Source organism: Flavobacterium lipolyticum (assembly GCF_020905335.1).
GTDB classification, from domain to species: domain Bacteria; phylum Bacteroidota; class Bacteroidia; order Flavobacteriales; family Flavobacteriaceae; genus Flavobacterium; species Flavobacterium lipolyticum.
Window position 1 is genome coordinate 2,445,500 of record NZ_JAJJMN010000001.1, and the last position, 24,809, is coordinate 2,470,308.

The 24,809-nt window shown below is 37.4% G+C and carries 16 protein-coding genes and 1 riboswitch; of the genes, 12 read left to right on the forward strand and 4 right to left on the reverse strand.

Annotation, left to right across the window (positions count from 1 at the left end; translation table 11 throughout):
- Window positions 1-87 precede the first annotated feature (87 nt).
- Window positions 88-202, forward strand: a riboswitch (SAM riboswitch).
- A gap of 242 nt (window positions 203-444) precedes the next feature.
- The 10 genes from LNQ34_RS10830 (at window position 445) to LNQ34_RS10875 (ending at window position 14,920) form a co-directional block, all read left to right on the forward strand.
- Entirely contained in the window at window positions 445-1,449 is a 1,005-nt protein-coding gene (locus tag LNQ34_RS10830; RefSeq protein WP_229999668.1) for a homocysteine S-methyltransferase family protein, read from the forward strand.
- 19 nt (window positions 1,450-1,468) lie between these two features.
- Window positions 1,469-1,900: a hypothetical protein gene (locus LNQ34_RS10835; protein ID WP_229999670.1), complete on the forward strand. Its 432-nt coding sequence runs from the start codon at window positions 1,469-1,471 to the stop codon at window positions 1,898-1,900.
- A gap of 127 nt (window positions 1,901-2,027) precedes the next feature.
- Window positions 2,028-4,703: a methionine synthase gene (gene metH / locus LNQ34_RS10840; protein WP_229999672.1), complete on the forward strand. Its 2,676-nt coding sequence runs from the start codon at window positions 2,028-2,030 to the stop codon at window positions 4,701-4,703.
- 133 nt (window positions 4,704-4,836) lie between these two features.
- Window positions 4,837-5,793, forward strand: coding sequence for a methylenetetrahydrofolate reductase [NAD(P)H] (gene metF, locus LNQ34_RS10845; RefSeq protein ID WP_202700692.1), 957 nt, complete (start codon window positions 4,837-4,839; stop codon window positions 5,791-5,793).
- A gap of 200 nt (window positions 5,794-5,993) precedes the next feature.
- Window positions 5,994-6,653 carry a class I SAM-dependent methyltransferase gene (locus tag LNQ34_RS10850; RefSeq protein ID WP_229999674.1) on the forward strand — a complete coding sequence of 220 codons (660 nt, stop codon included), beginning with the start codon at window positions 5,994-5,996 and terminating at the stop codon, window positions 6,651-6,653.
- A gap of 165 nt (window positions 6,654-6,818) precedes the next feature.
- Complete coding sequence (locus LNQ34_RS10855; protein WP_202700693.1) at window positions 6,819-8,042, forward strand: dicarboxylate/amino acid:cation symporter; 1,224 nt, start codon at window positions 6,819-6,821, stop codon at window positions 8,040-8,042.
- A gap of 305 nt (window positions 8,043-8,347) precedes the next feature.
- Window positions 8,348-9,757, forward strand: a complete 1,410-nt coding sequence (locus LNQ34_RS10860) for a pyridoxal phosphate-dependent decarboxylase family protein (protein ID WP_229999675.1) — start codon at window positions 8,348-8,350, stop codon at window positions 9,755-9,757.
- A gap of 293 nt (window positions 9,758-10,050) precedes the next feature.
- Window positions 10,051-12,396 (forward strand): TonB-dependent receptor, encoded by a 2,346-nt coding sequence (locus LNQ34_RS10865; RefSeq protein ID WP_229999677.1) that lies wholly within the window; start codon window positions 10,051-10,053, stop codon window positions 12,394-12,396.
- Between the two features lie 30 nt (window positions 12,397-12,426).
- Window positions 12,427-13,671 (forward strand): DUF4374 domain-containing protein, encoded by a 1,245-nt coding sequence (locus LNQ34_RS10870; RefSeq protein WP_229999678.1) that lies wholly within the window; start codon window positions 12,427-12,429, stop codon window positions 13,669-13,671.
- 91 nt (window positions 13,672-13,762) lie between these two features.
- Window positions 13,763-14,920, forward strand: coding sequence for a PepSY-associated TM helix domain-containing protein (locus LNQ34_RS10875; protein WP_229999679.1), 1,158 nt, complete (start codon window positions 13,763-13,765; stop codon window positions 14,918-14,920).
- A 599-nt stretch (window positions 14,921-15,519) separates the two neighbouring features.
- Here the strand turns inward: LNQ34_RS10875 and LNQ34_RS10880 are convergent.
- Together LNQ34_RS10880 and gldA are read right to left on the reverse strand one after the other, a co-directional pair.
- Complete coding sequence (locus LNQ34_RS10880) at window positions 15,520-17,643, reverse strand: outer membrane beta-barrel family protein (RefSeq protein ID WP_229999681.1); 2,124 nt, start codon at window positions 17,641-17,643, stop codon at window positions 15,520-15,522.
- Window positions 17,644-18,110: 467 nt separating this feature from the next.
- On the reverse strand, window positions 18,111-19,007 hold the full coding sequence (gldA, locus tag LNQ34_RS10885) for a gliding motility-associated ABC transporter ATP-binding subunit GldA (protein ID WP_229999683.1): 897 nt from the start codon (window positions 19,005-19,007) through the stop codon (window positions 18,111-18,113).
- Window positions 19,008-19,151: 144 nt separating this feature from the next.
- On the opposite strand from gldA, the gene LNQ34_RS10890 reads away from it, so the two are divergent.
- Both LNQ34_RS10890 and LNQ34_RS10895 read left to right on the forward strand, forming a co-directional pair.
- Window positions 19,152-19,730: an outer membrane beta-barrel protein gene (locus LNQ34_RS10890; protein ID WP_202700699.1), complete on the forward strand. Its 579-nt coding sequence runs from the start codon at window positions 19,152-19,154 to the stop codon at window positions 19,728-19,730.
- Window positions 19,731-20,434: 704 nt separating this feature from the next.
- Window positions 20,435-21,781: a deoxyguanosinetriphosphate triphosphohydrolase gene (locus LNQ34_RS10895; RefSeq protein ID WP_229999685.1), complete on the forward strand. Its 1,347-nt coding sequence runs from the start codon at window positions 20,435-20,437 to the stop codon at window positions 21,779-21,781.
- 204 nt (window positions 21,782-21,985) lie between these two features.
- On the opposite strand, the gene LNQ34_RS10900 is transcribed toward LNQ34_RS10895, so the two are convergent.
- Window positions 21,986-22,987, reverse strand: a complete 1,002-nt coding sequence (locus tag LNQ34_RS10900) for a DUF3078 domain-containing protein (RefSeq protein ID WP_202700701.1) — start codon at window positions 22,985-22,987, stop codon at window positions 21,986-21,988.
- A 31-nt stretch (window positions 22,988-23,018) separates the two neighbouring features.
- A complete protein-coding gene (locus LNQ34_RS10905) occupies window positions 23,019-24,806 on the reverse strand; it encodes a 1-deoxy-D-xylulose-5-phosphate synthase (protein WP_229999687.1) in 1,788 nt (595 codons plus the stop codon).
- Window positions 24,807-24,809 lie beyond the last annotated feature (3 nt).

Below are 24,809 nucleotides of genomic sequence, written 5' to 3' on the forward strand. Positions count from 1 at the left end.
AAGAACCTTAGCATCTCAGAAACTTTAAAAAACACTTGCAATTGTTGAGACTATGTCTTTACTTTGCACTGTTCTTAAAATTATTGAAAGTTATCACGAAAGGCGGAGGGAAAGACCCAATGAAACCTTAGCAACCCTTTATCATAAAGAAGGTGCTACATTCTACTTAATACAACATCTTTGTATTCAAGATAGATAACACAAATACATTACACGTATTTCTCAAACTTTTCCTGACAACCTTACAATATTATTTTACTGAATTCAGTATCATGAGCGAATCATTAACGCATTTTTTTGTGCTTAATCTTTCCTGCTTTTTGTTGCGAACTTTTTAGATCTGACAGCTTTCTTTAAACTGTTGGATTTAAAGTGAAAATAGAATTAATAAAAAAACTTAGCATCGTAGAACCTCAGTGTCTTAGTGGCTAAAAGAATAAAGATATGTCAATAACAATTCAGGAAGCAATAAAAAAAAATATCCTAATCCTTGACGGAGCAATGGGAACGATGTTGCAGCGCTATAACTTCTCGGAAGAAGATTTTAGAGGAGAGCGTTTCAAAGATTTTCCGCATCCGTTAAAAGGAAACAACGATTTACTATCCATAACACAACCACAAGCAATCCGCGATGTTCATGCCGCTTATTTTGAAGCTGGTGCAGACATCGTAGAAACCAATACTTTTTCAGGAACTACGATCGGTATGGCCGACTATTTCCTGGAAGATTTGGTTTATGAACTGAACTATGAATCGGCGAAAATTGCCCGTGAAGTAGCGGATGAATTCACTGCTAAAAATCCGGACAAACCACGTTTCGTAGCGGGTTCTATCGGACCAACAAACCGTACGGCTAGTATGTCACCGGACGTAAACGACCCGGGGTACAGAGCTGTAACGTTTGATGATTTGCGAATTGCTTACAAACAACAAGCTGAAGCCTTAATGGATGGTGGATGTGATTTACTTTTGGTAGAAACTATCTTTGATACGCTAAATGCTAAAGCAGCACTTTTTGCCATCGAAGAAGTAAAAGAAGAACGCAATCTGGATATTCCGATCATGGTTTCAGGAACCATCACCGATGCTTCGGGAAGAACACTTTCAGGACAGACGGTTGAAGCATTCCTGATTTCAGTATCACATATTCCGTTATTGAGTGTAGGGTTCAATTGTGCTTTAGGGGCCGATTTGCTAAAACCATACCTGAAAACACTATCACAGCATACACAGTTTAATGTTTCGGCACATCCCAATGCAGGTTTGCCAAACGCTTTCGGGCAATACGATGAAACTCCGGAGCAGACACAAGCCTTAATCAAAGAATATTTAGACGATAACTTAATCAATATTATTGGAGGCTGTTGCGGAACAACTCCGGATCATATTCGATTAATTGCTGAGGTGGCGAAGGATTATAAACCGAGAGTGGCGCCGGTTTTGGGATAAGATGGTTGAAAAAACAACATTGGCGGATCTAAGCGAATGGGGAAAAATAATTGTTCCCTTGACGATAATTGGGGTATTATTCTTTTCTATAAGAAACTCCAATATTGAGAATGAGAAATTTAAAAAGCGGCTTACAGAAGAAACGATCGGATTATCGACCAGAATAGAATACCACAATAAAACACGTGGTTTGAAATACTATTTTTATGTGAACAAAAAGATTATATCAGAATGTTCATTAAGAAGTGAAGACTATGATAAAGATTTATCGGGCAAGTTTTATAAGATAAAATATAATCCGAATAATCCGGAAGAGAATGAGCTTATTCTGGATGGAGAATTGTTACCGGATTCACTTTCGCTTGTTAAAGCGGGCTTTGTAAAAACTAAATATTATATATATGATGCAGGTGTAACCTGCAAATACATAGAAAAATCAAAATGGAAATAAATGTTCCGTTAGGAACAACATATCGGTAACGGATATACCTACAAGCTTTTAAAAAACCTTATAGGAGACCAATAAGAATAGAAAACTCAGAACCTAAGAATCTTAGGAACTTAGTACCTTAAGAAAAATGACAGAAAATAGAAGAGACCTTGTATTATCAGGATTAGAACCGTTAATTATTACACCTACCAGTGTTTTTGTTAACGTTGGAGAACGTACAAACGTTACCGGTTCAAGAAAATTCCTGCGTTTAATCAAGGAAGAGAAATATGATGAGGCACTTGATATCGCAAGGCAGCAAGTAGAGGGAGGAGCACAGATCATCGATATTAATATGGATGAGGGAATGCTTGACGGAGTTCAGGCAATGACTAAATTTTTGAATTTAATTGCGTCAGAACCGGACATTTCGCGAGTGCCTATTATGATCGACAGCTCGAAATGGGAAATCATTGAAGCGGGTCTTAAAGTAGTACAGGGGAAAAGTGTTGTAAACTCGATTTCATTAAAAGAAGGAGAAGAAGCCTTTATCCATCATGCTAAATTAATCAAGCGTTACGGTGCTGCAGCCATAATCATGGCTTTTGATGAAGTAGGTCAGGCTGATAATTATGACCGAAGAGTTGAAATTTGTCAGCGTTCGTATGATATCTTAGTGAACAAAGTTGATTTTCCTCCACAGGATATCATTTTTGATTTGAATATTTTCCCGGTTGCGACCGGAATGGAAGAACACCGTTTGAATGCTCTGGACTTCTTCAGAGGAACAAAATGGGTTCGCGATAATTTGCCTCATGCACATATTAGTGGTGGGGTAAGTAATGTTTCGTTTTCTTTCAGAGGAAATGACACCGTTCGTGAGGCGATGCACTCGGTATTTTTGTACCATGCAATCAAGAACGGAATGACGATGGGAATCGTGAATCCGGAAATGCTTTCGATTTACGACGATATTCCAAAAGATTTACTGGAACACGTTGAAGACGTAATTCTGGACAGACGTGACGATGCAACCGAACGACTTTTAGATTTTGCCGAGAACGTAAAAGGAGAAGTAAAATCAGATGAAAAAGCAATTCAGGAATGGCGTTTAGGTACGGTTCAGGAGCGTATTACGCACTCATTGGTTAAAGGAGTGGATGCTTTTATTGAAGAAGATGTAGAAGAAGCACGTTTGGCTGCTACAAAACCAATTGAGGTAATCGAAATCAATTTGATGACCGGAATGAATGTCGTGGGAGATTTGTTCGGAAGCGGAAAAATGTTCCTGCCACAGGTAGTAAAATCGGCACGTGTAATGAAAAAAGCCGTAGCCTATTTATTGCCTTATATCGAAGCGAGTAAACAAGCGGGAGACAAGCAAGGAAACGGAAAAATCCTGATGGCTACTGTAAAAGGAGATGTTCACGATATTGGTAAAAACATTGTTTCGGTAGTTTTAGCCTGTAACAATTACGAGATTGTAGATCTTGGAGTTATGGTGCCTCCGGAGAAAATTATTGCCGCTGCGATAGAACACAATGTTGATATCATTGGTCTAAGCGGATTAATTACACCTTCGCTTGACGAAATGGTGTATTTGGCCAAAGAATTAGACAAACAAGGAATTAAAATTCCGATTATGATTGGTGGAGCAACCACTTCAAGGGCGCATACAGCTGTGAAAATTGCACCACAATACAGAGAAACGGTTATTCACGTAAACGATGCTTCGAGAGCGGTTACTGTTGCCGGAAATCTGTTAGATCATAACCGTAAAATATATGCAAGCGATATTCGTGCAGAGTACGATTCTTTTAGAGAAACATTTTTGAATCGTTCTAGAGATAAGAATTTCTTAAGCATTGAAGACGCGCGTAAAAACAAATTACAATTGGATTGGGAAAATTTCAATCCGGTGAAGCCAAATATCATTGGGGAACAAATTGTTGAAGTAGAGCTGGATGTTTTGGTTCCATATATTGACTGGACACCGTTTTTTAGAACCTGGGAATTGTTTGGTAAATATCCGGCAATATTAACCGATGAGGTTGTGGGGAAAGAGGCGACTTCTGTTTTTGAAGATGCACAGGCGATGTTGAAAGTAATTTTAGCAGAGAAAAAACTATCTGCAAAAGGGATCTACGGAATATTTCCGGCCAATCAGATCAACGATGATGATATCGAATTGACAGATGAAAACGGAAAACCGTTACAGACCTTTTTGACTTTACGCCAGCAATCGCAAAAAACAAAAGGGGCACCCAATATTGCATTAGCCGATTTTATCGCTCCGAAAGAAAGCGGGAAAGTGGATTATATGGGAGCATTTTGTGTAACAACCGGTTTTGGTGTTGATGAATGGGCAGCTGAATTTGAGAAAGATCTGGACGATTACAATTCGATTATGGTGAAAGCATTAGCGGATCGTTTTGCCGAGGCTTTCGCTGAATATCTTCATGAAAAAATACGTAAAGAAATCTGGGGGTATTCATCAGAGGAGAGTTTAACTAACGAAGAAATGATTTCTGAAGAGTACAAAGGAATCCGTCCTGCTCCGGGTTATCCGGCATGTCCTGACCATTTGGAGAAACCAACAATCTGGAAACTTTTAAATGTAGAAAAAGAAATAGGCGTAACATTAACCGAAAGCATGGCGATGTGGCCGGCTTCATCCGTTTCAGGATACTATTTTGGAAATCCGGAAAGTAAATATTTCGGACTGGGGAAAATAAAAGAGGATCAGGTAGTCGACTATGCCAAACGACGCAGTGTTTCAACCGACTATGCCATGAAATGGTTGAACCCTAATATAGCAGATTAACTAAAGGTTTCAGGTTTCAAGTTTCAGGTTTTTTGCGGCAACCTGAAACTTGAAACTTGAAACAACCAATATTTGATTTATGATTTTTTACACCATTTTTCAAAACTCATAATTCATAACTCATAATTAAAAAATGAAAGTAACAGAACATATAGAAAACGCGAAGGGAAATACATTATTCTCGTTTGAACTTATTCCGCCTCAAAAAGGGAAGAGCATTCAGGAATTGTATGATAATATTGATCCGTTGATGGAATTTAAACCGCCATTTATTGATGTCACCACTTCGCGTGAAGAATATATCTATATTGATAAAGGAAACGGACTGTTAGATAAAAAGCTAACGCGTATGCGTCCGGGAACGCTTGGAATTTGTGCTTCTATAAAACACAAATACAATGTTGATACGGTGCCACATTTGCTTTGCGGAGGATTTACGCAGGAAGAAACCGAATACATGCTGGTAGATTGTCAGTATTTAGGAATCAATAATGTAATGGCACTTCGCGGTGACGCTATGAAAGACGAACAATCTTTTGTGCCAAAAGCCGGTGGGAATAGTTACGCTATTGATTTGGTGCGTCAGATCAATAATTTAAACAGCGGAAAATACCTTCATGAATTAATGGATGCTGATAATAAAGCCGATTTTTGTATAGGTGTTGCGGGGTATCCTGAAAAACACCTCGAATCTCCTTCTTTGCAATCTGATCTAAAAAGACTGAAAGAAAAAGTAGATGCAGGAGCGGATTATGTCGTGACCCAAATGTTTTTTGATAATGCTAAATATTTTGCCTTTGTAGAAAAAGCAAGAGAAATTGGCATCACAATTCCGATTATTCCCGGAATCAAGCCCATTGCGGTTCAAAGACATTTACAGATTTTACCTCAGATTTTTAGAATCGATTTGCCGGAGGATTTAATTGATGCTGTAGATAAATGTAAAAACAATGCCGAAATCAAGCAGGTCGGAATCGAGTGGGCCGTTCAGCAATCATTAGAATTAAAGGCTGCGGGAGTTCCTGTTTTGCATTATTACTCAATGGGGAAATCAGAGAATATCCGCCAGATTGCAAGGCAGATTTTTTAAGACTTTAAGCATATGGTTTGTCCTTTCGACCCAAGGGAGAAATCACACTCGCTAATCGACAAAGATTGGTACTTTGTTTTGCGGAGCTAATAGTGCGATTTGCTCCCCCTATTCGCTATTGCTCGAGTCTCCTTTCGCTCGAAAGGACAAAATTTTACCGATAATTACTTTTTAGGATTAATTTTGAATTTATTTTAAAGATGATGAAAAAAGAAGAATTACAGGCAATAGCCGCTCAGCTAAAGCATCCTACAGGAGAAAAAGGAATAGAAATGGCGAATATGATGCATGAAACCAACATCAATATGACGCGTCATTCCGTTCAAAATCTGCACGTAATATCGGGAAATGCAATTTTAGAATTAGGTCACGGAAATGCCGGACATTTAGAGTATGTACTAGAGCAGGCTCAGGATCTGACTTACTACGGACTTGAAATGTCGGAGTTAATGTTTCAGGAAGCACAACAAATTAATATCGCTTTTGTAGCTAAAAAACAGGCTCACTTTTCTCTTTATAGCGGAACCAATATTCCATTTGAAGAAGCCTCTTTTGATAAAATATTCACGGTAAACACCATTTACTTTTGGCAGGAACCGGAGAAGTTACTCTCAGAAATTTACAGAGTTTTAAAACCGGAAGGCACTTTTTGCATCACCTTTGCCGAAGAAAGTTTTATGAAACAGCTTCCTTTTACTCAGTTCGAATTCAATCTGTACAGTACTGAAAAAGCGGAAAGTTTGATTGAAAAAACAGCTTTCCAAGTTGTGCATAAAGAAACACTGACTGAAAAAGTAAAAAGTAAAATGGGTGAGTTGGTAGACAGAGCTTTTACTACTTTGGTTTTAGGCAAACGTTGATCACCTGATCATCTTCACCGTTTTTTTTGCATATTTTCATAGATTCCGGAGGAATTTGACTCTTTGGGATTAAAAATTTTCACAGTTAATTTTAGTACTCTTTTTTTGAGTAATTTAATTGACTTTATTTTATGTTGCTATTTCGGAATGTAATCCGCTAAAATTATGGAGATTAAAAAGATCGATTTTCTAAAAAGTTACAGCAGTATTCTATTGCTTTTGGGAGGAATCCTGCTTGGAAGTATTTTAGGATTGGTTTTCAAAGAAAAAGTGGAGGTTATAAAACCTCTTGGAGATATTTTTCTTAACCTGCTCTTTACGGCCATTATCCCTTTAATTTTCTTTACCATTGCGTCTTCAATTGCCAGTCTGGAAAGAACAGAGAAATTGGGCAAACTGTTTGTAATCATGGTTCTGGTTTTTTTAAGCACCATTTTAATTTCGGCAATTGTGATGATTTTAGCAGTATATCTTTTTCCAATCCATCAGAATATTATAGTGTCTAAAGTCCCGATAGAAAACATCCAATCAGGAAGTATTGGCGAGCAAATAGCACAGCTGGTTACCGTAAATGATTTCTTTGAATTGCTGTCCCGAAAAAGTATGCTGGCGCTTATTATCTTTTCTTTTTTAATAGGTTTTGCGAGTCTGCAATCCGGAGAAAAAGGAAGCGCTTTCAGAAGTTTTCTGGATTCCGGTAACGAAGTCATGAAGCAGCTTTTGAACCTTATTATGAAATTAGCTCCAATTGGTTTGGGGGCTTATTTTGCCTATCAGGTTGGAGTTTTTGGTCCGCAATTGTTTGGTGTTTATGCCAAACCTTTAGGGGTTTATTATGCGGCCTGTATTTTCTATTTCTTTGTGTTTTTTAGTTTGTACGCCTTAGTGGCCGGAGGGAAAAGAGCTTTTGTGGTATTTTGGAGCAATAATATCACACCCGCTTTAACGGCGGTTGGAACCTGCAGCAGTATTGCCACCATCCCTGCGAATCTGGAAGCCGCTGAGAAAATGAACATTCCTAAACACGTTCGCAATTTGGTCATTCCGCTTGGAGCGCCCTTGCATAAAGACGGTTCAAGTATGTCTTCTATCCTTAAAATAACCGTTCTTTTTGCCATGTTTGGAAAAGATTTTACGGCGCCTTCGACCCTACTTTTAGCGCTTGGAATTACCGTAATCGTTTCAATTGTAGAAGGAGGAATTCCAAATGGAGGTTATATTGGAGAAGTTCTGGCCATCACAGTTTACGGACTGCCAATGGAACAAGCCCTGCCGGTTGCCATGATTTTAGGAACTCTCGTCGACCCGATAGCGACTTTGCTAAATGTCAATGGAGATCTCATTTGTTCGATGGTGGTCTCGAGGTTTTCCGAAAAAACGAAGTGGTAGCGGGCTTCCTTCATAGCAAAAAAAAAAAAGGACTTAACCTATAGGAGCATCGATTTTAGGATGTGAAATGTGAAAAGAATGTCTAAAAGAAATACATTCTTTTTCATGCCGTTTCTGTGTTTTATTAAAAGTGAAACGACTTAATTTCAAGCAGAAAGCTATGTTTCTATGTGTTAAAATAAATTATACCCAACGAATTAACTTAAATACTAAAATCAGTGTTAATCTGCTTAACCTGTAAAATCCGTGTGCTAATTTTTAGCAGTAAGGAAGTCTTACAGCTAGGCATAAAAAAGTAGTTTACAATGAATTCAATACTTCAAAATGATCTGAACGATCTTGAAAACATTCTGGAAAAAGCAAAACAGCACGGAATAGCGTTTTTGGACAATCTTGAAAACGTTCCAACTTCCAGTAAAAACACAATGGATCCAACCCGAAAACTAAACGAGAAAGGCTTAGGGTCATTAGGGGCTTTGGAAGAATTTAAGGAGAGACTGGCGCCATTGATGGTAGCTTCTCCGGGGCCGAGGTATTTAGGTTTTGTTACCGGAGGATCAACGCCAGCTTCTATTGTAGGCGATTGGCTGTCTACAGTTTACGATCAGAATACCCAGGCAGTTAAAGCGCAGGGAGGAACTTCGGCCCTAATCGAGTTTGAGGCCATTCATTTATTGCGACAGTTATTAGAGCTTCCGGAATCTTTTTTAGGGGGATTTGTGACTGGAGCGACCATGTCAAATTTTACCTGCTTAGGGGTGGCTAGACAGTGGATTGGTGCCCAGTCAGGAAAAGATTTTGCTAAAAACGGAGTTTCCGGAGCCATACCGATCTTAACTGCGACACCTCATTCTTCATCCATAAAAACACTATCGATGCTGGGAATTGGAAGTAATAATTATACGGTACTTAAAACAGCAGAAGGCAATAGAGAAGCTATTGATATCGACGACTTGCAGAAGAATATAGAAAGTTTAAGTGGAGAGCCGTTTATCCTGATTTCGAGCGCGGGAACGGTTAATACAGCCGATTTTGATGATTTTACAGCTATTGCAAAACTTAGAGAAAAATACAATTTCTGGTGGCATATTGATGCCGCTTTTGGTGGTTTTGCAGCAGTTTCCGAAAAATTCAAACACCTTACAGATGGCTGGGAAGGTGCAGACAGTATTACAATTGATTGCCATAAATGGTTAAACGTGCCTTATGAAAGTGCTTTTTATTTAATTAAAAAAGAGCATCTTGGACTGCAAATCGAGACGTTCCAAAATTCTAATGCGCCTTATTTAGGGAATCCTCTGGAGAATTTTAACTATCTGAACGTATTGCCTGAAAATTCACGCCGATTAAGAGCTTTACCGGTTTGGTTCTCTTTATTGGCTTACGGAAAAGAAGGATTTAAAGACATCATTGAGAAAAGTACGGCATTGGCACTGCATTTTGCAAACGCCCTTATCGAAGATGAGAACTTCGAACTGTTGGCTCCAATCCGACTGAATAATGTTTGTTTTACATTAAAAGGAGACCATAATCAGGAGCATGTAAGTGCGTTTTTGACGCATTTAAATGATACAGGAAAGGTGTTTATGACGCCAACGGTTTATCAGAACCGAAAAGGTATTAGAGCGTCTTTTGTCAATTGGCGCACTACCGAAAATGATATCAAAATAATTATCGAAGAGATAAAAAAGACCATTACGGAATTGGATTTTTAATTCGATAGTCTAAATTTTTAAAGCCCGATTAGATGCTAATTGGGCTTTTTTTTGCCCTTTTTTGAAAATTTGAGATGCGGTAGGTTGGGATTTTTTAATTTTTATCTCATGATTTCTTAAGGAAAGATTAAGTAAAATTTAATTATTCTTTAAGTATTGACCTGTTTGTTATGTTTTCTGTTATTTAAAAGTTAATTACTATCCTTATTTAGAATAATTAAAAATAACTTGGAAAAAACCTTTTGAGAGCCTAATTTTGTTGCTAATTTAATTTTCAAACCAAAATTTATTAGATGCAAATAAGTAGATTAATGTCCTTGATCGCTCTTTTTTTTATTTCACTTCAAGGGTATTCACAAAAGGACAAAGTAAATTTAACAGGAGTTATTGTTAATCATCTTGGGAAAACTGCCGAAGGAGTTTCGGTAGCTTTAAAAGGAACAGCATACAGTACACTGACGAATAATAAAGGGGAGTATAAAATTAGTGCCAAGCCAGGAAATTATGTTTTGCTGGTTACACATGTGGGGTATAAAACCACAGAAACGGCAATTTTTCTAAAGCTGGGAGGAAAGCCTACTCAGGATATTACGATGGAAGAAGATATGGCAGCTTTAAACGAAGTTGCAGTAACAGGAAAGTCCAAAGTTCAAAGAGTACGAGAACAGGCATATAATATTACAGCCATAGATTTAAAGAAAACCTACAATACGTCTGCGGATTTAAATCAGGTGTTGAATAAAACCACAGGAGTCCGCATTCGGGAATATGGAGGATTAGGATCGGCTTTTAATTTTTCACTGAATGGTTTCTCCGGTAATCAGGTTAAATTCTTTTTAGACGGAGTGCCTATGGACAGTTATGGTTCAGCTCTTACGCTGAACAATATTCCGGTAAACATGGCTGAACGCATTGATGTTTACAAAGGTGTTGTTCCTATTGAGTTAGGAGCGGATGCACTTGGGGGAGCTGTTAATATCGTAACCAACAAAAATGTAAACCGTTACATCGATGCTTCTTATAGTTACGGATCGTTTAATACTCACAGAGCAGCAATAAACACGAGATTCTCCGGTCGTGATGGTTTTATTGCCAATATTAACGCTTTTGCAAATTATGCCGACAATGATTATAAGGTAGATGTAAGTGTTGTGGATAAAAATACCTCGAAGTTTTTACCGGAACAAAAATACAAGCATTTCCATGATGCCTATAAATCAGGAACCATAATGGCAGAAGCAGGATTTAAAAACAAGAGTTTTGCCGATTATCTGCTTGTTGGTTTTGCCGTAGCAGGCAATAAAAAAGAAATTCAGCAGGGAAGAACAATGCAAAAAGTAGTAGGGCAGGCTTTTACAGATAGTGAAAGTTTTATTACCTCGCTGAAATTCAAGAAAAGTGATCTTTTTACTAAAGGATTGTCGTTAAGTGTTAACTCCACTTATGCTTTAGTAAACAACCGCTCGATAGATACTTCTTCGCGAGTGTATGACTGGACAGGGAATTATATATACAGACAATTTGCAGGAGCAAATGATAAAGGTGAATTAGGAAACAAAACCATATACGTTTACGACGAGGCTAATGCACAGGTGACAACAAACTTAAAATACCAGTTAAACGAGCAGCATTCGTTAGCGGTAAATTATTCTTATTTGGGCTACAAACGTAAAGAAACAAATGAGTATTTAAAAGTTGTAGCACTGGGAGAACCTACTATTGACAAAAATATTCTGGGTTTAAGTTATAATTTTAGCGGTCTCGATAATCGACTGGCTATTTCAGGTTTTGGTAAAATGTTTGATTTAGCAACTCAAATGATCGCCCATAACATAACGCAATCTTCTTCATCAACAAATTATGGTTATGGCGCTACTTCAGCATACCATTTGACAGATAAATTTCAAATTAAAGGTTCCTATGAACATGCGTATCGTTTGCCTTCTGCTACAGAAATGCTGGGCGACGGACTTACTGTAAACAGCAATATCGGATTAAGACCTGAGAGTAGTGATAACGCAAATCTGGGACTGGCTTTTAATACCCAGAACAGCAAAAATCATTTTAATGTTGAGACGAGTATCATTTACAGAGAAGCAAAAGATTTTATCAGAGAAAAGCAGGAGGGAGACAAAACGGTTTTTGAAAATCTTCAAAACGTGCAAATAACAGGCATTGACGGTGTTTTTAGATACGGCTACAAAGACTTAATAAATTTTGAAGTAAACGGAACGTATCAAAAGAGCCTTAACAAAAACAAATATAAAGCCGGAACAACCAGTCCTGATGCCTTGTATGACGCACAATTGCCTAACGTCCCGATCTTCTACGGAAACGCTGATCTGACTTTTAATTTTAAAAACATCAGACATCAGGACGATAGACTTTCTTTAAATGTAAGCGCCAATTATATAGATGCTTTTTATCTGACCTGGCCGGTATTGGGAAGTCTGGAAACCAAAAAAGCTATTCCGGAACAATTTACACAAAACGCTATGGTTGCCTATTCTTTTTTAAACGGCAAATACAATTTGGCTTTCGAATGCCGAAATATTACCGACATAAAGGTATACGACTATTTTAAGGTTCAAAAACCGGGACGTGCTTTTTCAGTAAAGTTCAGATACTTTCTACAGTAATTTAAATAATAATCCTAAATAATTATAATCATGTTTGTAAACAAATTCGCAAAATGCTTTGCATTGGCTTTTCTGTCATGCTCTATCTTTTCATGCAGCAGTGATGATTCCTCTAAAGATGAAACACCAACTGTAAACGGAACTAAATATGTAGCATCTTACTGGCTGGCCGATTATACGCAGTATATATTAGATTTTAATTCTACTGATCAGTTAATGACTGGAGAAATTAGTGCAAAAGGAGTTGGAATTGAGCAGGGAGGAAGTTGTTTTCCTGTGAACAATACATTTTTTGCCTTAAGTACAGAAGACGAAGGGTCGGTATCGTTTCGTCTGAACAATTCCGGAAAGCTGGGAGCGGGAGATAAGATTTCTTTCGAGTCATCGTATGCTGTAGGTTATACAGATGATAAAAAGCTGATCAATATTGGTGCTACCTGGGACGGTAGTTCATCTGATTACGAATTGATGATTTACAACCCTGCTACTGTTTCTATCGATGCCCGTAAGTTCAACGATTTTAGTGTGAATCCAACCAATAAAAAAATATTATACTGGCCAACCGGAGCGGCAGTGTCAGGAGATAAACTTTTTGTTCCGGTGTATACCAAAGATGTAAGCGACGGAACCAATAAAGTATTATCATCTGATGCTACTATGAGAGTGTACAAATACCCTTCTTTAGAATATGTAAGCACCATAAAAGATGCCAGAACAACTGCAATTGGTCTTTATTATACCAATACTGGAATTGTTCAGACAGAATCAGGGGATATTTATACGTTCTCGTCTAATGCACGTGCAGGAGGTTATCCGGTTACGGGTGTTTCATCAGGAGTTTTACGTGTTAGAAAAGGCGATGCCAAGTTTGACCCGGGTTACTTTTTCGATCTTCAGTCAAGTACGTTAAAAGGGAAAGTTCTTGCCGCTTATCCTTTAGGAGGAGAGAAAGTTTTCATCTCCTATATCCCTACCGAAGTTGACGCTGCCAATTCTGTGTACAGCTTCCTTAACACAAAAACAATTTTCAAATCGGCAATATTGGATTTATCTGCCAAAACAATCTTAGCAGTTACGGGATTACCGGATCATGGCGGAGATGAATTCTTCGGATTGGGAAGTATGTTTGTAGAGAACGGAAAAGCATATAAAAGTTTTGTAACAGGCGATCAGGCTCGTGTGTACCAAATTGATATTGCAACCGGTACTGCAAAAGCGGGTGCACTTATTAAAGAAGGTCTTTATTTGCCTTCAATTGGTAAACTTACCTACTAAATTACCACAGTTTTAAGCGGCTTGAGGATTACTAAAAATCCTCAAGCCGTTTTATTTATAAATTTTGTCTTAGTTTCAAATTACTATTTTAATGAATATTATTAAAAACCGCACGGGTAAACCACCCAATAAAGGAAAATCACGCTTTAGTAAAATCAATGCCTGGCTGCACTTATGGCTGGGACTCGCTTCCGGAATAATTGTATTTATCATGGCAATTACCGGCTGTATTTTGGTTTTTGAACACGAAATCAAAGAGTTTACCTCTCCCTGGCTCAATGTCGAGGCTCAAAGTCCTGAGCACTTATTACCCCCTTCTCAAATTTATGCAGCAGTTCAAAAAGTACTGCCCAACAAAGAAATTCATGGTTTCTGGTATAATGGTTTAGACAAATCAGTTAAAGTTGATATCGAATCGGATTCGTTGATTTATGTAAACCCCTATAACGGTAAAATTACCGGGATGGTCGATCATGAAGATTTCTTTCACATAATCGATGAAGGACATCGGAATCTTTGGCTGGAGCGGGATATTGGAGCGCAGATAACCGCCTGGGCAACCTTTATTTTCTTCTTTTTATTGATTAGCGGACTACTATTGTGGTTTCCGAAAAAGTGGAACAAAACAACCATTAACAGCAGTTTTAAAATAAAGTGGGAGGCTAAGTTCAAACGCCTCAATTATGATTTGCACAATGTAATGGGGTTTTATGTGCTCATTTTGGCAGTATTGATTTCTTTTACCGGATTGTTAATGAGTTTTCATTGGCTAAGAGAAAGTACCTACTGGATTAGTGGAGGATGGGCAGAGGTAAAAGAGCAGACCGTTTCGGTTAAAAAAGAGCCCTTGTCCAAAGCGCAATTAGACAAACTGACTGCTGTAGATTTTATTTGGAAAAAGGTTCGGACGGAAATTGCCAAAGAAAACAAAGAAGCGGTTATCATTCATTTTCCCGATGATCCGAAAGAAGATTTTTACGCCTGTACGGATATGTACAAAGGTATTTGGAGAGATCTGTATTTTGACTCCAAAACGCTTGAATTACTTCCAAAATCAGAAAAATATATTGGTAATGAGCGTTTTTCAGATTGGTTGATGCGATCCAATTACAGCCTTCATATTGGTGCAATAGGAGGATTGTCTACCAAAATAATTTATTTCATCGGCAGTTTAATCTGCGCCAGTTTGCCAATTACCGGATTTTATATCTGGTGGGGCAGAAAGAAAAAGCAAAAATCAAAAGCTTAGTGTTGATTTGATTTTAGCCGTTTTGTATTAGTTAGTTTCCTTAAAGTCTTTTGTGTGAAGTGAAATTCCTCAAAAGACTTTTTTTTGGCTTTGTCGGACTTCGACTTCGCTCAGTCTGACACGTCAGGCAAAGCGAAGTTGTTTTTTTGTATGCAGGATCACTTTTTTTTGGGGGACTTCGACTTCGCTCAGTCTGACACGTCAGGCAAAGCGAAGTTGTTTTTTTGTATGCAGGATTACTTTTTTTTGGAGGACTTCGGCTTCGCTCAGTCTGACGAAGTTTTCAATATTATTTTCAAGGTCCTTTTATTTGTGGCAGTGTGCTGCAGGAGAAATATAGATTTAAGATTTTTGATTAACGATTTTTGATTTGTTGATGGTCAATAGTGAAATGGTCAATTTTGTACAGCTCCAAACATCTGAAATCAAGAATCGTTAATCTTCATTCTGAAATTTTGTGGCATTATGACATTTTCCGAAGTTTGTGGGTGTGGCTTTATGGGACATTTACAATTAGAAAATAAAAAGAGCCTGCTAACTACAAACAGGCTCTTTCATTCAAAAAAAAAACAAAAACAAGGAAACTAAAGATCCAAATATTAAATTCTGTACGTAAAGGCTATAGTAGCAATACGGTTGTCCAGATCATATCTTTTATTGATGCTCGTTTGAGCTATGACTGAATTGATGTGAAAATTATTGGTATTAAAAATGTCCGTAATATTAAATTTGATACTTCCTTTCTTAGCCAGTACCTGTTTCGAGATTCCAATACTAAAATCAAAAAAAGCATCTCTTTCATAAATACCAAGATTCGATTTGGATTGATATTGTGCGTTAGCTTCAGCTTTCAGGCTTTCGGTGATCGTAAAAGAGTTCTGAACACTTAAGTTTAAAGTAACAATAGGATTAATTTTATCCATATTGACCACATTCCCCATAAACTTATTCTCGAAAATGTTGAATAGTGTATTAACAGACCACCATTTGCAAATTTCGGCTGTGTTGGTAATATTCACACCATAATTAAAGGATTTGCTCACGTTAATTTGGGAAGTTACAGTAGTGTTGTTGGCGGGATTGTAATCGTAAACCTCTGTAAAAACATCTTTGGTTTTACTGAAATACAACGAAGCCATAAAAGCACTTTTCCAGGCGTATCCAATTTCTGTCGAATGTGTAATCTCAGGAACCAAATTCGGATTTCCCTGTGAATAATTAAAAGAATCATCGTAAAAACGAAACGGATTCAAATCAAACTGACTCGGTCTGTTGATTCTTTTACTATAAGACGCATGTAGAGAATGATTGCTGTTTAACTCGTATTTTAAAGAAACACTTGGAAACCATTTTAAATAATCGTCTTTGTGGGTTTCATTTAAGGTTTTTTGTAGTATCTCAATCGCAGTATATTCTGTTCTTAATCCTCCCTGAATATTTAAATTTTCCAGTTGGTATTTGTAATTGGCGTAGGCAGCATAAATTTGTTCTTTGTACTCAAAATGATTGGTTGAGTTAGGATCAACGATCCACTGATTATTGTCGTAATACTCGTAAACTGATGGATTGTCATTGTTTTTAACGCTGGCTTTAGCGCCCCATTCGATAGACTGCTTTTCCTTTAACGGATTGACGAAATCAATTTTTCCTGTAAAAACACTCAATTGCGACGGAATGAACCCCCTGCGATCATTAATGTTAGCTGCAATAGCAGGATCTATATTTTTTGCACTCTGAAACTGATTCGATCTGAACTTTGACGTTTCATACTCGAAATCAAAAGACATGTTTTTGCCCTCGGTATTAAATTTATGAACTCCTGAAAAACCATAGGTATAATCATTCCACTTTTCTTTACTATCGTTGAAGGTTAAAGCATCAAATTGCAGCTCATTTGAAGCATTTAGCACTGTATTTCTTCCGTTAGCAATGTTCTCGTAACGCCCCAGTTTGGCATCGACATACACTTCTAAATTCGTTTTAGGAGAAACTTCGTAGGTAGTTCCAATTTTAAAATTATTAGAAGTCAGCGGTTCGTCTGTAACCGAGGTCTGATGGTTTTTTGTTGAAATAGTCTGACGTGTATTATCAGTATATTGAATCTGATCGAATTCTTTACGTTCTTCCTCACCTCTAAAGGTGTAACTGTAATTTCCGTAAACGCCAAATTTTTCTTTGTTGTAGCTTAAATTAACTCCTGAATTGGTTCTGTTCTTACGGGCTCTTCCGTAATTGGTGAATACTGTTCCTTTAAGTCCGCCCGCATTAGGTTTCTTTAAAATAATATTAATAATTCCGGCTTTACCAGTCGCATCATATTTAGAAGAAGGATTCGTAATCACTTCAATTTGTTTGATATTGGATGAGGTAGTTGACTTTAAATAATTGGCAAGTTCCTTTTGCGAAAGCTGTGTTAACTTGCCATTAATCATCACTCCGACACCTTGTTGTCCGCGAATCGATAATTCGCCGTCCTGAGAAACGACAACGCCCGGAGCACGGGATAAAACGTCTAAAGCAGTGCCGCCTTCAGAAACAATGCTGTTTTCTACATTAAAAACCAGTCGATCTGATTTCTGAGTATATAAAACCTTCTTTTTTGTGATTACAATTTCATCTAATGCATTGATCGAGGTTTCGACAATGCTGTCTCTTCCTTTTTCCGTCTGTGAATATCCGTAGACTGAAAAGGCAAGTACAATAGATGTTATAATATTCTTCATGGTATTTTGGAATGATGGGGGTAAAGTAATTTTTGATTTTGGTTACGGAAGCTGTATGCTATTGCAGAACGAGCTGCTCGAGTTTGTCAGAAAGGGTGTTTTGAAGAATTGTTAATCGGTTGGAGAGCTTGTATATCGAGGCTTTTATAGGAGGAAGTATTGAAAACATGAGTGATTATTTGAAGTTTCAGTTGTCAAATATAACACTATTTATAATAAGTCTAAATAAATATAGTTAAAATTTACGACAAATAATGTAAAGCATTGATATTGAAGGGTTCCTGTTTTGAAAGAAAAGTGTAAAATCTGGTGAAATATTAAAAATTTGAGGAAAATGCCTGTAAAAACAAGACTTCACAGAGTTTGAGAAAATGGAAAAGGAGGAGAGGAATAAAAGCAGAAAAACCAACTTATTCTATAATAGAACAAATTGGTTTTTATTTTAAAAGGAAGTAAGGTTGGACTCCCTACTTTGTGATTTCTCTGAAAACGGCTTCGAGATTTTTATTTTTCTGGTTCAGTTGTAATGTTTTTAAACCATTTTCATTGGCAAAATCAAAAATAGCCGGACGCATGTCTTTTTCAGAAACAAAAGTTAGTTCCCAGGTCATATCGTGTGTGTTTTTGTAGACGGTAATATTTTCAAGTTTAGCCAGAAGCTGTTCTTCTACCTGATAATCAAATTCTACCTCAATCACTTGCTCCGCATTTTCAGATACCAGATGGTCTAATTTTTTGTCGGCAACAATTTGTCCTTTGTCAATAATAATGACACGATCGCAGATGGCTTCGACTTCTTGCATGATATGAGTAGACAGAAAAACGGTTTTATCTTTCCCTACATTTTTGATCACATTTCGAATTTCCATTAACTGGTTAGGGTCCAGTCCGGTAGTAGGTTCGTCCAGAATTAAAACCTCCGGATTGTGCAATAAAGCATTGGCAAGTCCCACGCGCTGGCGGTATCCTTTAGACAGCTGTCCTATTTTTTTATGACTTTCACCTGACAGCCCTGTCAGTTGAATGACTTCTTCAATTCTTGATTTTGGAACCTGATAAACATCGGCATTAAAAGCCAAATATTCACGAACATACAAATCCAGATACAACGGATTATGTTCCGGTAAATAGCCAATAGAACGTTGAACTGCCTTTGCGTCCGTCATGACATCATGACCGTTTACAAGGGCTGAGCCGTTATCTGCCAGTAAATAGGTCGTCAAAATTTTCATTAATGTAGATTTTCCCGCTCCGTTTGGCCCCAAAAATCCGACGATTTCTCCTTTTTCAATAGAGAATGAAATTTCATTTAACGCTTTTTGCGTTCCGTAACTTTTTGATATGTTGTTTACTGCTATCGACATGACTTTTTATTTGCTACAAAAGTAAACAGAAATACGCTCGATTGCTACATTTTTGTCTTTTAAAGAAATCATAAAAAAAATATAAAAGCCAGTCGTTACGGCATCGTTCTTGTTAAAAGGAAATCAAATTTAAAATAATTTATAATGAAAAAAATGTTGGTGGTTCTTGCATTAGCTATGGTTAGCTTTGCAAACGCACAAAAAGGAACAATCTTAGTTGGTGGTGGTATTGGTTACAAGTCTCAAACTACAACTTTAGGGAACAACGAGGTTAAAACGAATGAATTTGATTTTTCTCCAAAAGTTGGTTACCAATTTCACGACAACTGGACTGTAGGGGGTGAGGCTTCTTTTGGTTCAAGCAGAGACGAGCGTGGAGTAAACGAAGTGAAAAACAACACTACTAAATTAGGTGCATTTTTACGTTACACTATGCCATTGAACCAAACTTTCGCTTTCTTCGCTGAATTAGGAACAGGTTTTCAAAGTGCAAAACAAAAAACGTACACAGGACCAATGACTTCAACTGCTAAAGCAGACGGTATGTACATTGGTATTACACCAGCTCTTTTCATCGACATGAAAAAAGGTTTTGGTTTAAACTTTAACATTGGAGGTTTAGGGTACAACACTTTAAACTATGATAACAATGGACCAGAAGTTAAAAACTTCGATTTTAATTTTGGTAGAACATTTAACATTGGAGTTTCTAAAAACTTCTAATCTTAAATAGTATTCAATTTCAGAAAAGCATCCGCCACGGCGGGTGCTTTTTTTGTTTTCAGATTATCTTATGAAAAGTAAAATTTGTTGTTTAGCCCCGATAGAAGTGGTATCCTTTTGTGGCGGGGTTCGCCATAAAAGATGTAACGGATAGCGGGACTGAAGGTCTTTTGAAAAAAAAATCTTCTGCTGCTAAAAAAAAAGCCAACAATAGCGAAGTCGAAAAGAAATCATAACTACAAGAACTTCGACTTCGCCGGTTGGTACTAAAAACAACAACAAAATATATTTAAAATAAAAACTCGTTGCGCGAAATTGTTTTAACACATAGAAACATAGTCTTTGTAAACTTAAAAAAGCGTTTCACTTGTTTAAAAACAGATAGACTGTTATGTGAAAGAAATGTATTTTTTTGATTTCCTTTAGTCTTCGGTTAGTATCTATGTTTTTATGTGTTTAGATAATATCTTGCCACGAATTCGCGAATTATCACAAATCATTGCGGTTGTTTTTTTGTGACAAATTCTACTAATTATCACAAATCATTGCGGTTAGCTTAATTTGTGAATTCGTGGCGAACAAAAGTTTTTAATCTTTTAAATCAAATTAATCGGTGGCCAATTTTTCTTCAATATTATCCTAAAATAAAACGTATTTTTGGCATTTAGATCGTAAAATCTAAAATCTAAAATCTAAATTTGAAAATGAACTGGGAACAACTTTTATCACTCAAACGCCAAGGCGATACCAGCAAAAGATTACGTGTAGAACAGGACGATACCCGCTTGGGTTTTGAAGTTGATTATGACAGAATAATCTTTTCGGCAGCATTTCGCTCTTTACAGGATAAAACACAAGTTATTCCGCTTTCGAAAACCGATTTTGTGCATACCAGATTGACACACAGTTTAGAAGTTTCGGTGGTTGGACGTTCACTAGGGCGTTTGGTTGGGAAAAAAATCATCGAAAAATATCCTCATCTAAAAGAAGTTCACGGGTATCACATGAACGATTTTGGCGCTATAGTAGCTGCGGCTTCTCTGGCGCATGATATAGGAAACCCTCCTTTTGGACACTCAGGAGAAAAAGCAATTGGAGAGTATTTTTCGATAGGAAACGGTTTGAAATACAAAGACCAATTAACGGCAAAACAATGGCAGGATTTAATTGATTTTGAAGGAAATGCCAATGGATTTTCGGTGCTTACAGCAAGCCGTCCGGGAATTGAGGGAGGACTTCGAATTTCCTACGCTACCCTTGGTGCTTTTATGAAATATCCGAAAGAAAGTTTGCCTAAAAAGCCTACCCAGAATATCGCTGACAAAAAATACGGTTTCTTTCAGACCGACAAATCTTTTTTTGAAGAAGTTGCCAAAGATATGGGCATGATTGTCAATAAAACAGGAGACGATATTGGTTTCGAAAGACATCCTTTAGCCTATTTGGTTGAAGCAGCCGATGATATCTGTTATACCATTATTGACTTTGAAGACGGAATAAATCTGGGATTGGTTTCAGAAGATTATGCCTTAGAGTATTTAATCAAACTGGTGAAAGACAATATCGGAGTAGCCAAATACAAGACATTAACAACAAAAGAAGACCGAATTAGTTATTTACGTGCTTTGGCTATCGGAACATTGATAAATGACGCTGTAAATGTTTTTGTTGAAAATGAAGAAGCTATTTTGGATGGGAAATTTCCTTTTGCTTTAACAGATAAGAGTAAATACAAAGCGCAAATGGATGATATTATCAAACTAAGTGTCGATAAAATCTACCAAAGCCGCGAGGTGGTTGAAAAAGAAATTGTAGGGTATCAGATTATTCAAACCCTGTTGGATAAATTTATCACTGCTTTCAACAACAAATACGAAGGAACTGCTTCAAACTACGATAAACTGCTTTTGAAAATGCTGCCTGAAAAACATCACTTAGAGAAAACCAATTTATACGAACGTTTGCTGCATATCTGTCATTACGTTTCTTTGTTAACAGACGGGAATGCACTGGAGCTGTTTGAAACCATTAACGGCAGAAAAAACAAATAACACGCTAAGCTGCAGAGGTAATTGACAAGAAAATGATTTTACACATAGGAACATAGATTTCAGGTGTAAAAAGAGAACTAAAAAAGAAATACATTTCTTTCACAGAGAAGGATATGTGTATTGAAATAAAGTAAAACGTCTTTTTTATTGACACAGAGCCTATGTCACTATGTGTTAAAATGAATTACTTCAACGTTTAATATTTTATTGAAAAGCATATACGAGACCCACGCCTAAGACTTGTCTTAGCTGGGCTCTTGGTCCATTGTTAACTTGTGAAGTTGTTCCGGTAGCAGGATCAAAAAAGTCTTTTTTGGTTTTGATATCATCATCATACACCAGATGTACGCCAATATTTGCTTTTACATAAGCATTTACCACAAGATCCAGACGGGTATCATAATCGATATCGACGTTTCCAAATTTGTTTAGATAATCAGTATACAAACTCAATCGGTTTTCGTAGAAGATGTTTTTGTAAATCTCGCTTTTCATGTATCCGGTAAGCAGAATACCAAATTCGGCTTTTACCTTCTGCCCGTTTTCAACTAAAATTTTAGAATTCGGGTCCATTGGATCTACTATGTAAGTCGCTTTTCGCACACCAAAAGATCCTTGATTCGCTAAAGTTTGATCCAGAACTAAGGTAGTTTTTAGGGTTATGGGAGAGAAATATAAGGTTCGGTTTTTCTTTTTATCTGAATTTTCAGCTCCTGCTCCAAGAAAGACATAAGCTGGTGCAAAAGGTCTGGAGATCGCAACATCTTTGTTAGGGTAATTGTACCCGTCAGTAAATTGAGTATTGAAATTGAATTTCGCCGAGTAGTACCAATTTGAGATCGTATCTTTTCTAAAACCGTAAGTCGAATTGAATAGAAAAGCATCATCAGTTTTTCGGAGTTCAGTACCATCTTGCTGGTTTAGACCGTATTTTATAATAAGTTCATTGGCCCATTTGTGATTTCCTCTAATATAAGTTCGGTTAAACTCACCTTTAAAAAGTCCGGAGATCGAGCTTGTTCCCCCCGCGCTCCAGTTTACAAAAGCAATTTCGGAAATGTCAAAGCCCAGTTGATTTTTTTTGGTCCAGTTTGATGGTGGAGCAGGTAATTCGCCAGGATCCAAAGTCGTTTGTATAATTTGAGCAAAGTTATTTGAAGTACACAAAAGCAGCAAAAGCAAAAGGGTAGAACGCAATAATTTCATTGTGATTTTATTTTTTGACAGCGCAAAATAATTATTTTGTATCGTTTGAAAAAAGATTTATTAAACTTTTAACGTCAATTTTACACAATTGTTGTAACTGATTAACCGTTCCATGCTCTATAAACTTGTCCGGAATACCCAAAACTTCGATGGTATTTTTGAAATTATGTGAGGCTGCAAACTCTAAAATGGCACTTCCAAAACCACCGTTTACAGTACCGTCTTCGACCGTAATTATCCTCTCGAAACTTGCGAAAACATCGATTAAAGCATTGGTGTCTAGTGGTTTAATGAAAGAGAAGTCGTAGTGGGCAATGGTTGCGGAATTGTGAGATTCGTTTATTGCTTCGATCACATTATTTCCAATTGTTCCGGTGGACAAAACGGCTGTTTTTGTTCCTTTTTTTAGGCAGGTTGCGGCACCAATTTCAATTTTTTTATAATGTCCGAAATTTTCTACTTCCCAATTTGAGATGACGCCACGGCCTCTTGGATATCGAATGGCAATGGGATGATTTAATCCCAATTGTGCCGTATATAAAATATTCTGCAGGGCAATTTCATTGAGGGGAGCATAAATAATCAGGTTCGGAATTGCACGCAAATAAGCAATATCAAAAAGGCCATGATGTGTGGCACCGTCTTCACCTACTAACCCGGCGCGGTCGAGACAAAAAATAACAGGCAAGTTTTGCAGTGCAACATCGTGAATGACCTGATCGTAAGCACGCTGCAAAAAAGTCGAATAAATATTGCAGTAGACCGTCATTCCCTGCGTAACCATTCCCGCAGCAAGTGTTACCGCATGCTGTTCGGCTATTCCAACGTCAAAAGCGCGTTCGGGAATCTCATCCATCATAAATTTAAGAGAACTTCCGGATGGCATTGCCGGAGTGATTCCGATGATTTTTTCGTTCTTTTTGGCTAAATCTAAAATCGTCAGACCAAAAACGTCCTGGTATTTAGGAGGTAAATTCTCTTCTGATTTGGAATAAAGTTCTCCGGTTGAAGCATCAAATTTTCCCGGAGCATGATATTTTACCTGATTTTCTTCAGCCTGCTGTAAACCTTTTCCTTTTGTGGTTACGATGTGCAGAAATTTAGGGCCTTTTATCTTCTTTAAGCGATTAAGCTCTTTGATTAAGGCAGGAAGATCATGACCGTCAATTGGTCCGGAATAATCAAAGTTTAGTGACTTGATGATGTTATTCTGTTTCGGATTTTTCCCGTTTTTAACCGCTGTTAAATATTTTTTCAAAGCTCCCACACTTGGGTCAATCCCGATAGCATTATCGTTTAGAATGACCAAAAGATTAGTATCCGTAACCCCGGCATGATTCAAACCTTCGAAAGCCATTCCTGAAGCAATCGACGCATCACCAATTACGGCTATATGCTGTTTGTCGAAATCGCCTTTTAGTTTTGAAGCAATGGCCATTCCAAGTGCCGCCGAAATAGAAGTGGAGGAATGTCCCACGCCAAAGGTGTCATAAATACTTTCGCTTCTTTTAGGAAAACCGGAAATGCCTTCAAGCTGTCTGTTCGTATGAAAAATTTCCCTTCTTTCCGTCAGGATTTTATGTCCGTAAGCCTGATGTCCAACATCCCAAACCAATAAATCGTCAGGAGTATTAAACACATAATGAAGTGCAATGGTCAATTCGATTACACCCAGACTGGAGCCTAAATGCCCTTCTTTAACCGAAACAACATCAATAATAAAATCGCGTAATTCCTGTGCAACCTGAGAAAGCTGCGCTTCGGATAATAAGCGTAAATCAGCGGGATTGTATATGTTGGAGAGTAAGTTACTTTTCATTGT

Excerpts from the sequence above, each read along its gene's own strand:
- LNQ34_RS10830 (WP_229999668.1), top strand. The coding sequence starts at position 445 with ATGTCAATAACAATTCAGGAAGCAATAAAAAAAAATATCCTAATCCTT.
- metH (WP_229999672.1), top strand. The coding sequence starts at position 2,028 with ATGACAGAAAATAGAAGAGACCTTGTATTATCAGGATTAGAACCGTTA.
- metF (WP_202700692.1), top strand. The coding sequence starts at position 4,837 with ATGAAAGTAACAGAACATATAGAAAACGCGAAGGGAAATACATTATTC.
- LNQ34_RS10850 (WP_229999674.1), top strand. The coding sequence starts at position 5,994 with ATGATGAAAAAAGAAGAATTACAGGCAATAGCCGCTCAGCTAAAGCAT.
- LNQ34_RS10855 (WP_202700693.1), top strand. The coding sequence starts at position 6,819 with ATGGAGATTAAAAAGATCGATTTTCTAAAAAGTTACAGCAGTATTCTA.
- LNQ34_RS10860 (WP_229999675.1), top strand. The coding sequence starts at position 8,348 with ATGAATTCAATACTTCAAAATGATCTGAACGATCTTGAAAACATTCTG.
- LNQ34_RS10865 (WP_229999677.1), top strand. The coding sequence starts at position 10,051 with ATGCAAATAAGTAGATTAATGTCCTTGATCGCTCTTTTTTTTATTTCA.
- LNQ34_RS10870 (WP_229999678.1), top strand. The coding sequence starts at position 12,427 with ATGTTTGTAAACAAATTCGCAAAATGCTTTGCATTGGCTTTTCTGTCA.
- LNQ34_RS10875 (WP_229999679.1), top strand. The coding sequence starts at position 13,763 with ATGAATATTATTAAAAACCGCACGGGTAAACCACCCAATAAAGGAAAA.
- LNQ34_RS10880 (WP_229999681.1), bottom strand. The coding sequence starts at position 17,643 with ATGAAGAATATTATAACATCTATTGTACTTGCCTTTTCAGTCTACGGA.
- gldA (WP_229999683.1), bottom strand. The coding sequence starts at position 19,007 with ATGTCGATAGCAGTAAACAACATATCAAAAAGTTACGGAACGCAAAAA.
- LNQ34_RS10890 (WP_202700699.1), top strand. The coding sequence starts at position 19,152 with ATGAAAAAAATGTTGGTGGTTCTTGCATTAGCTATGGTTAGCTTTGCA.
- LNQ34_RS10895 (WP_229999685.1), top strand. The coding sequence starts at position 20,435 with ATGAACTGGGAACAACTTTTATCACTCAAACGCCAAGGCGATACCAGC.
- LNQ34_RS10900 (WP_202700701.1), bottom strand. The coding sequence starts at position 22,987 with ATGAAATTATTGCGTTCTACCCTTTTGCTTTTGCTGCTTTTGTGTACT.
- LNQ34_RS10905 (WP_229999687.1), bottom strand. The coding sequence starts at position 24,806 with ATGAAAAGTAACTTACTCTCCAACATATACAATCCCGCTGATTTACGC.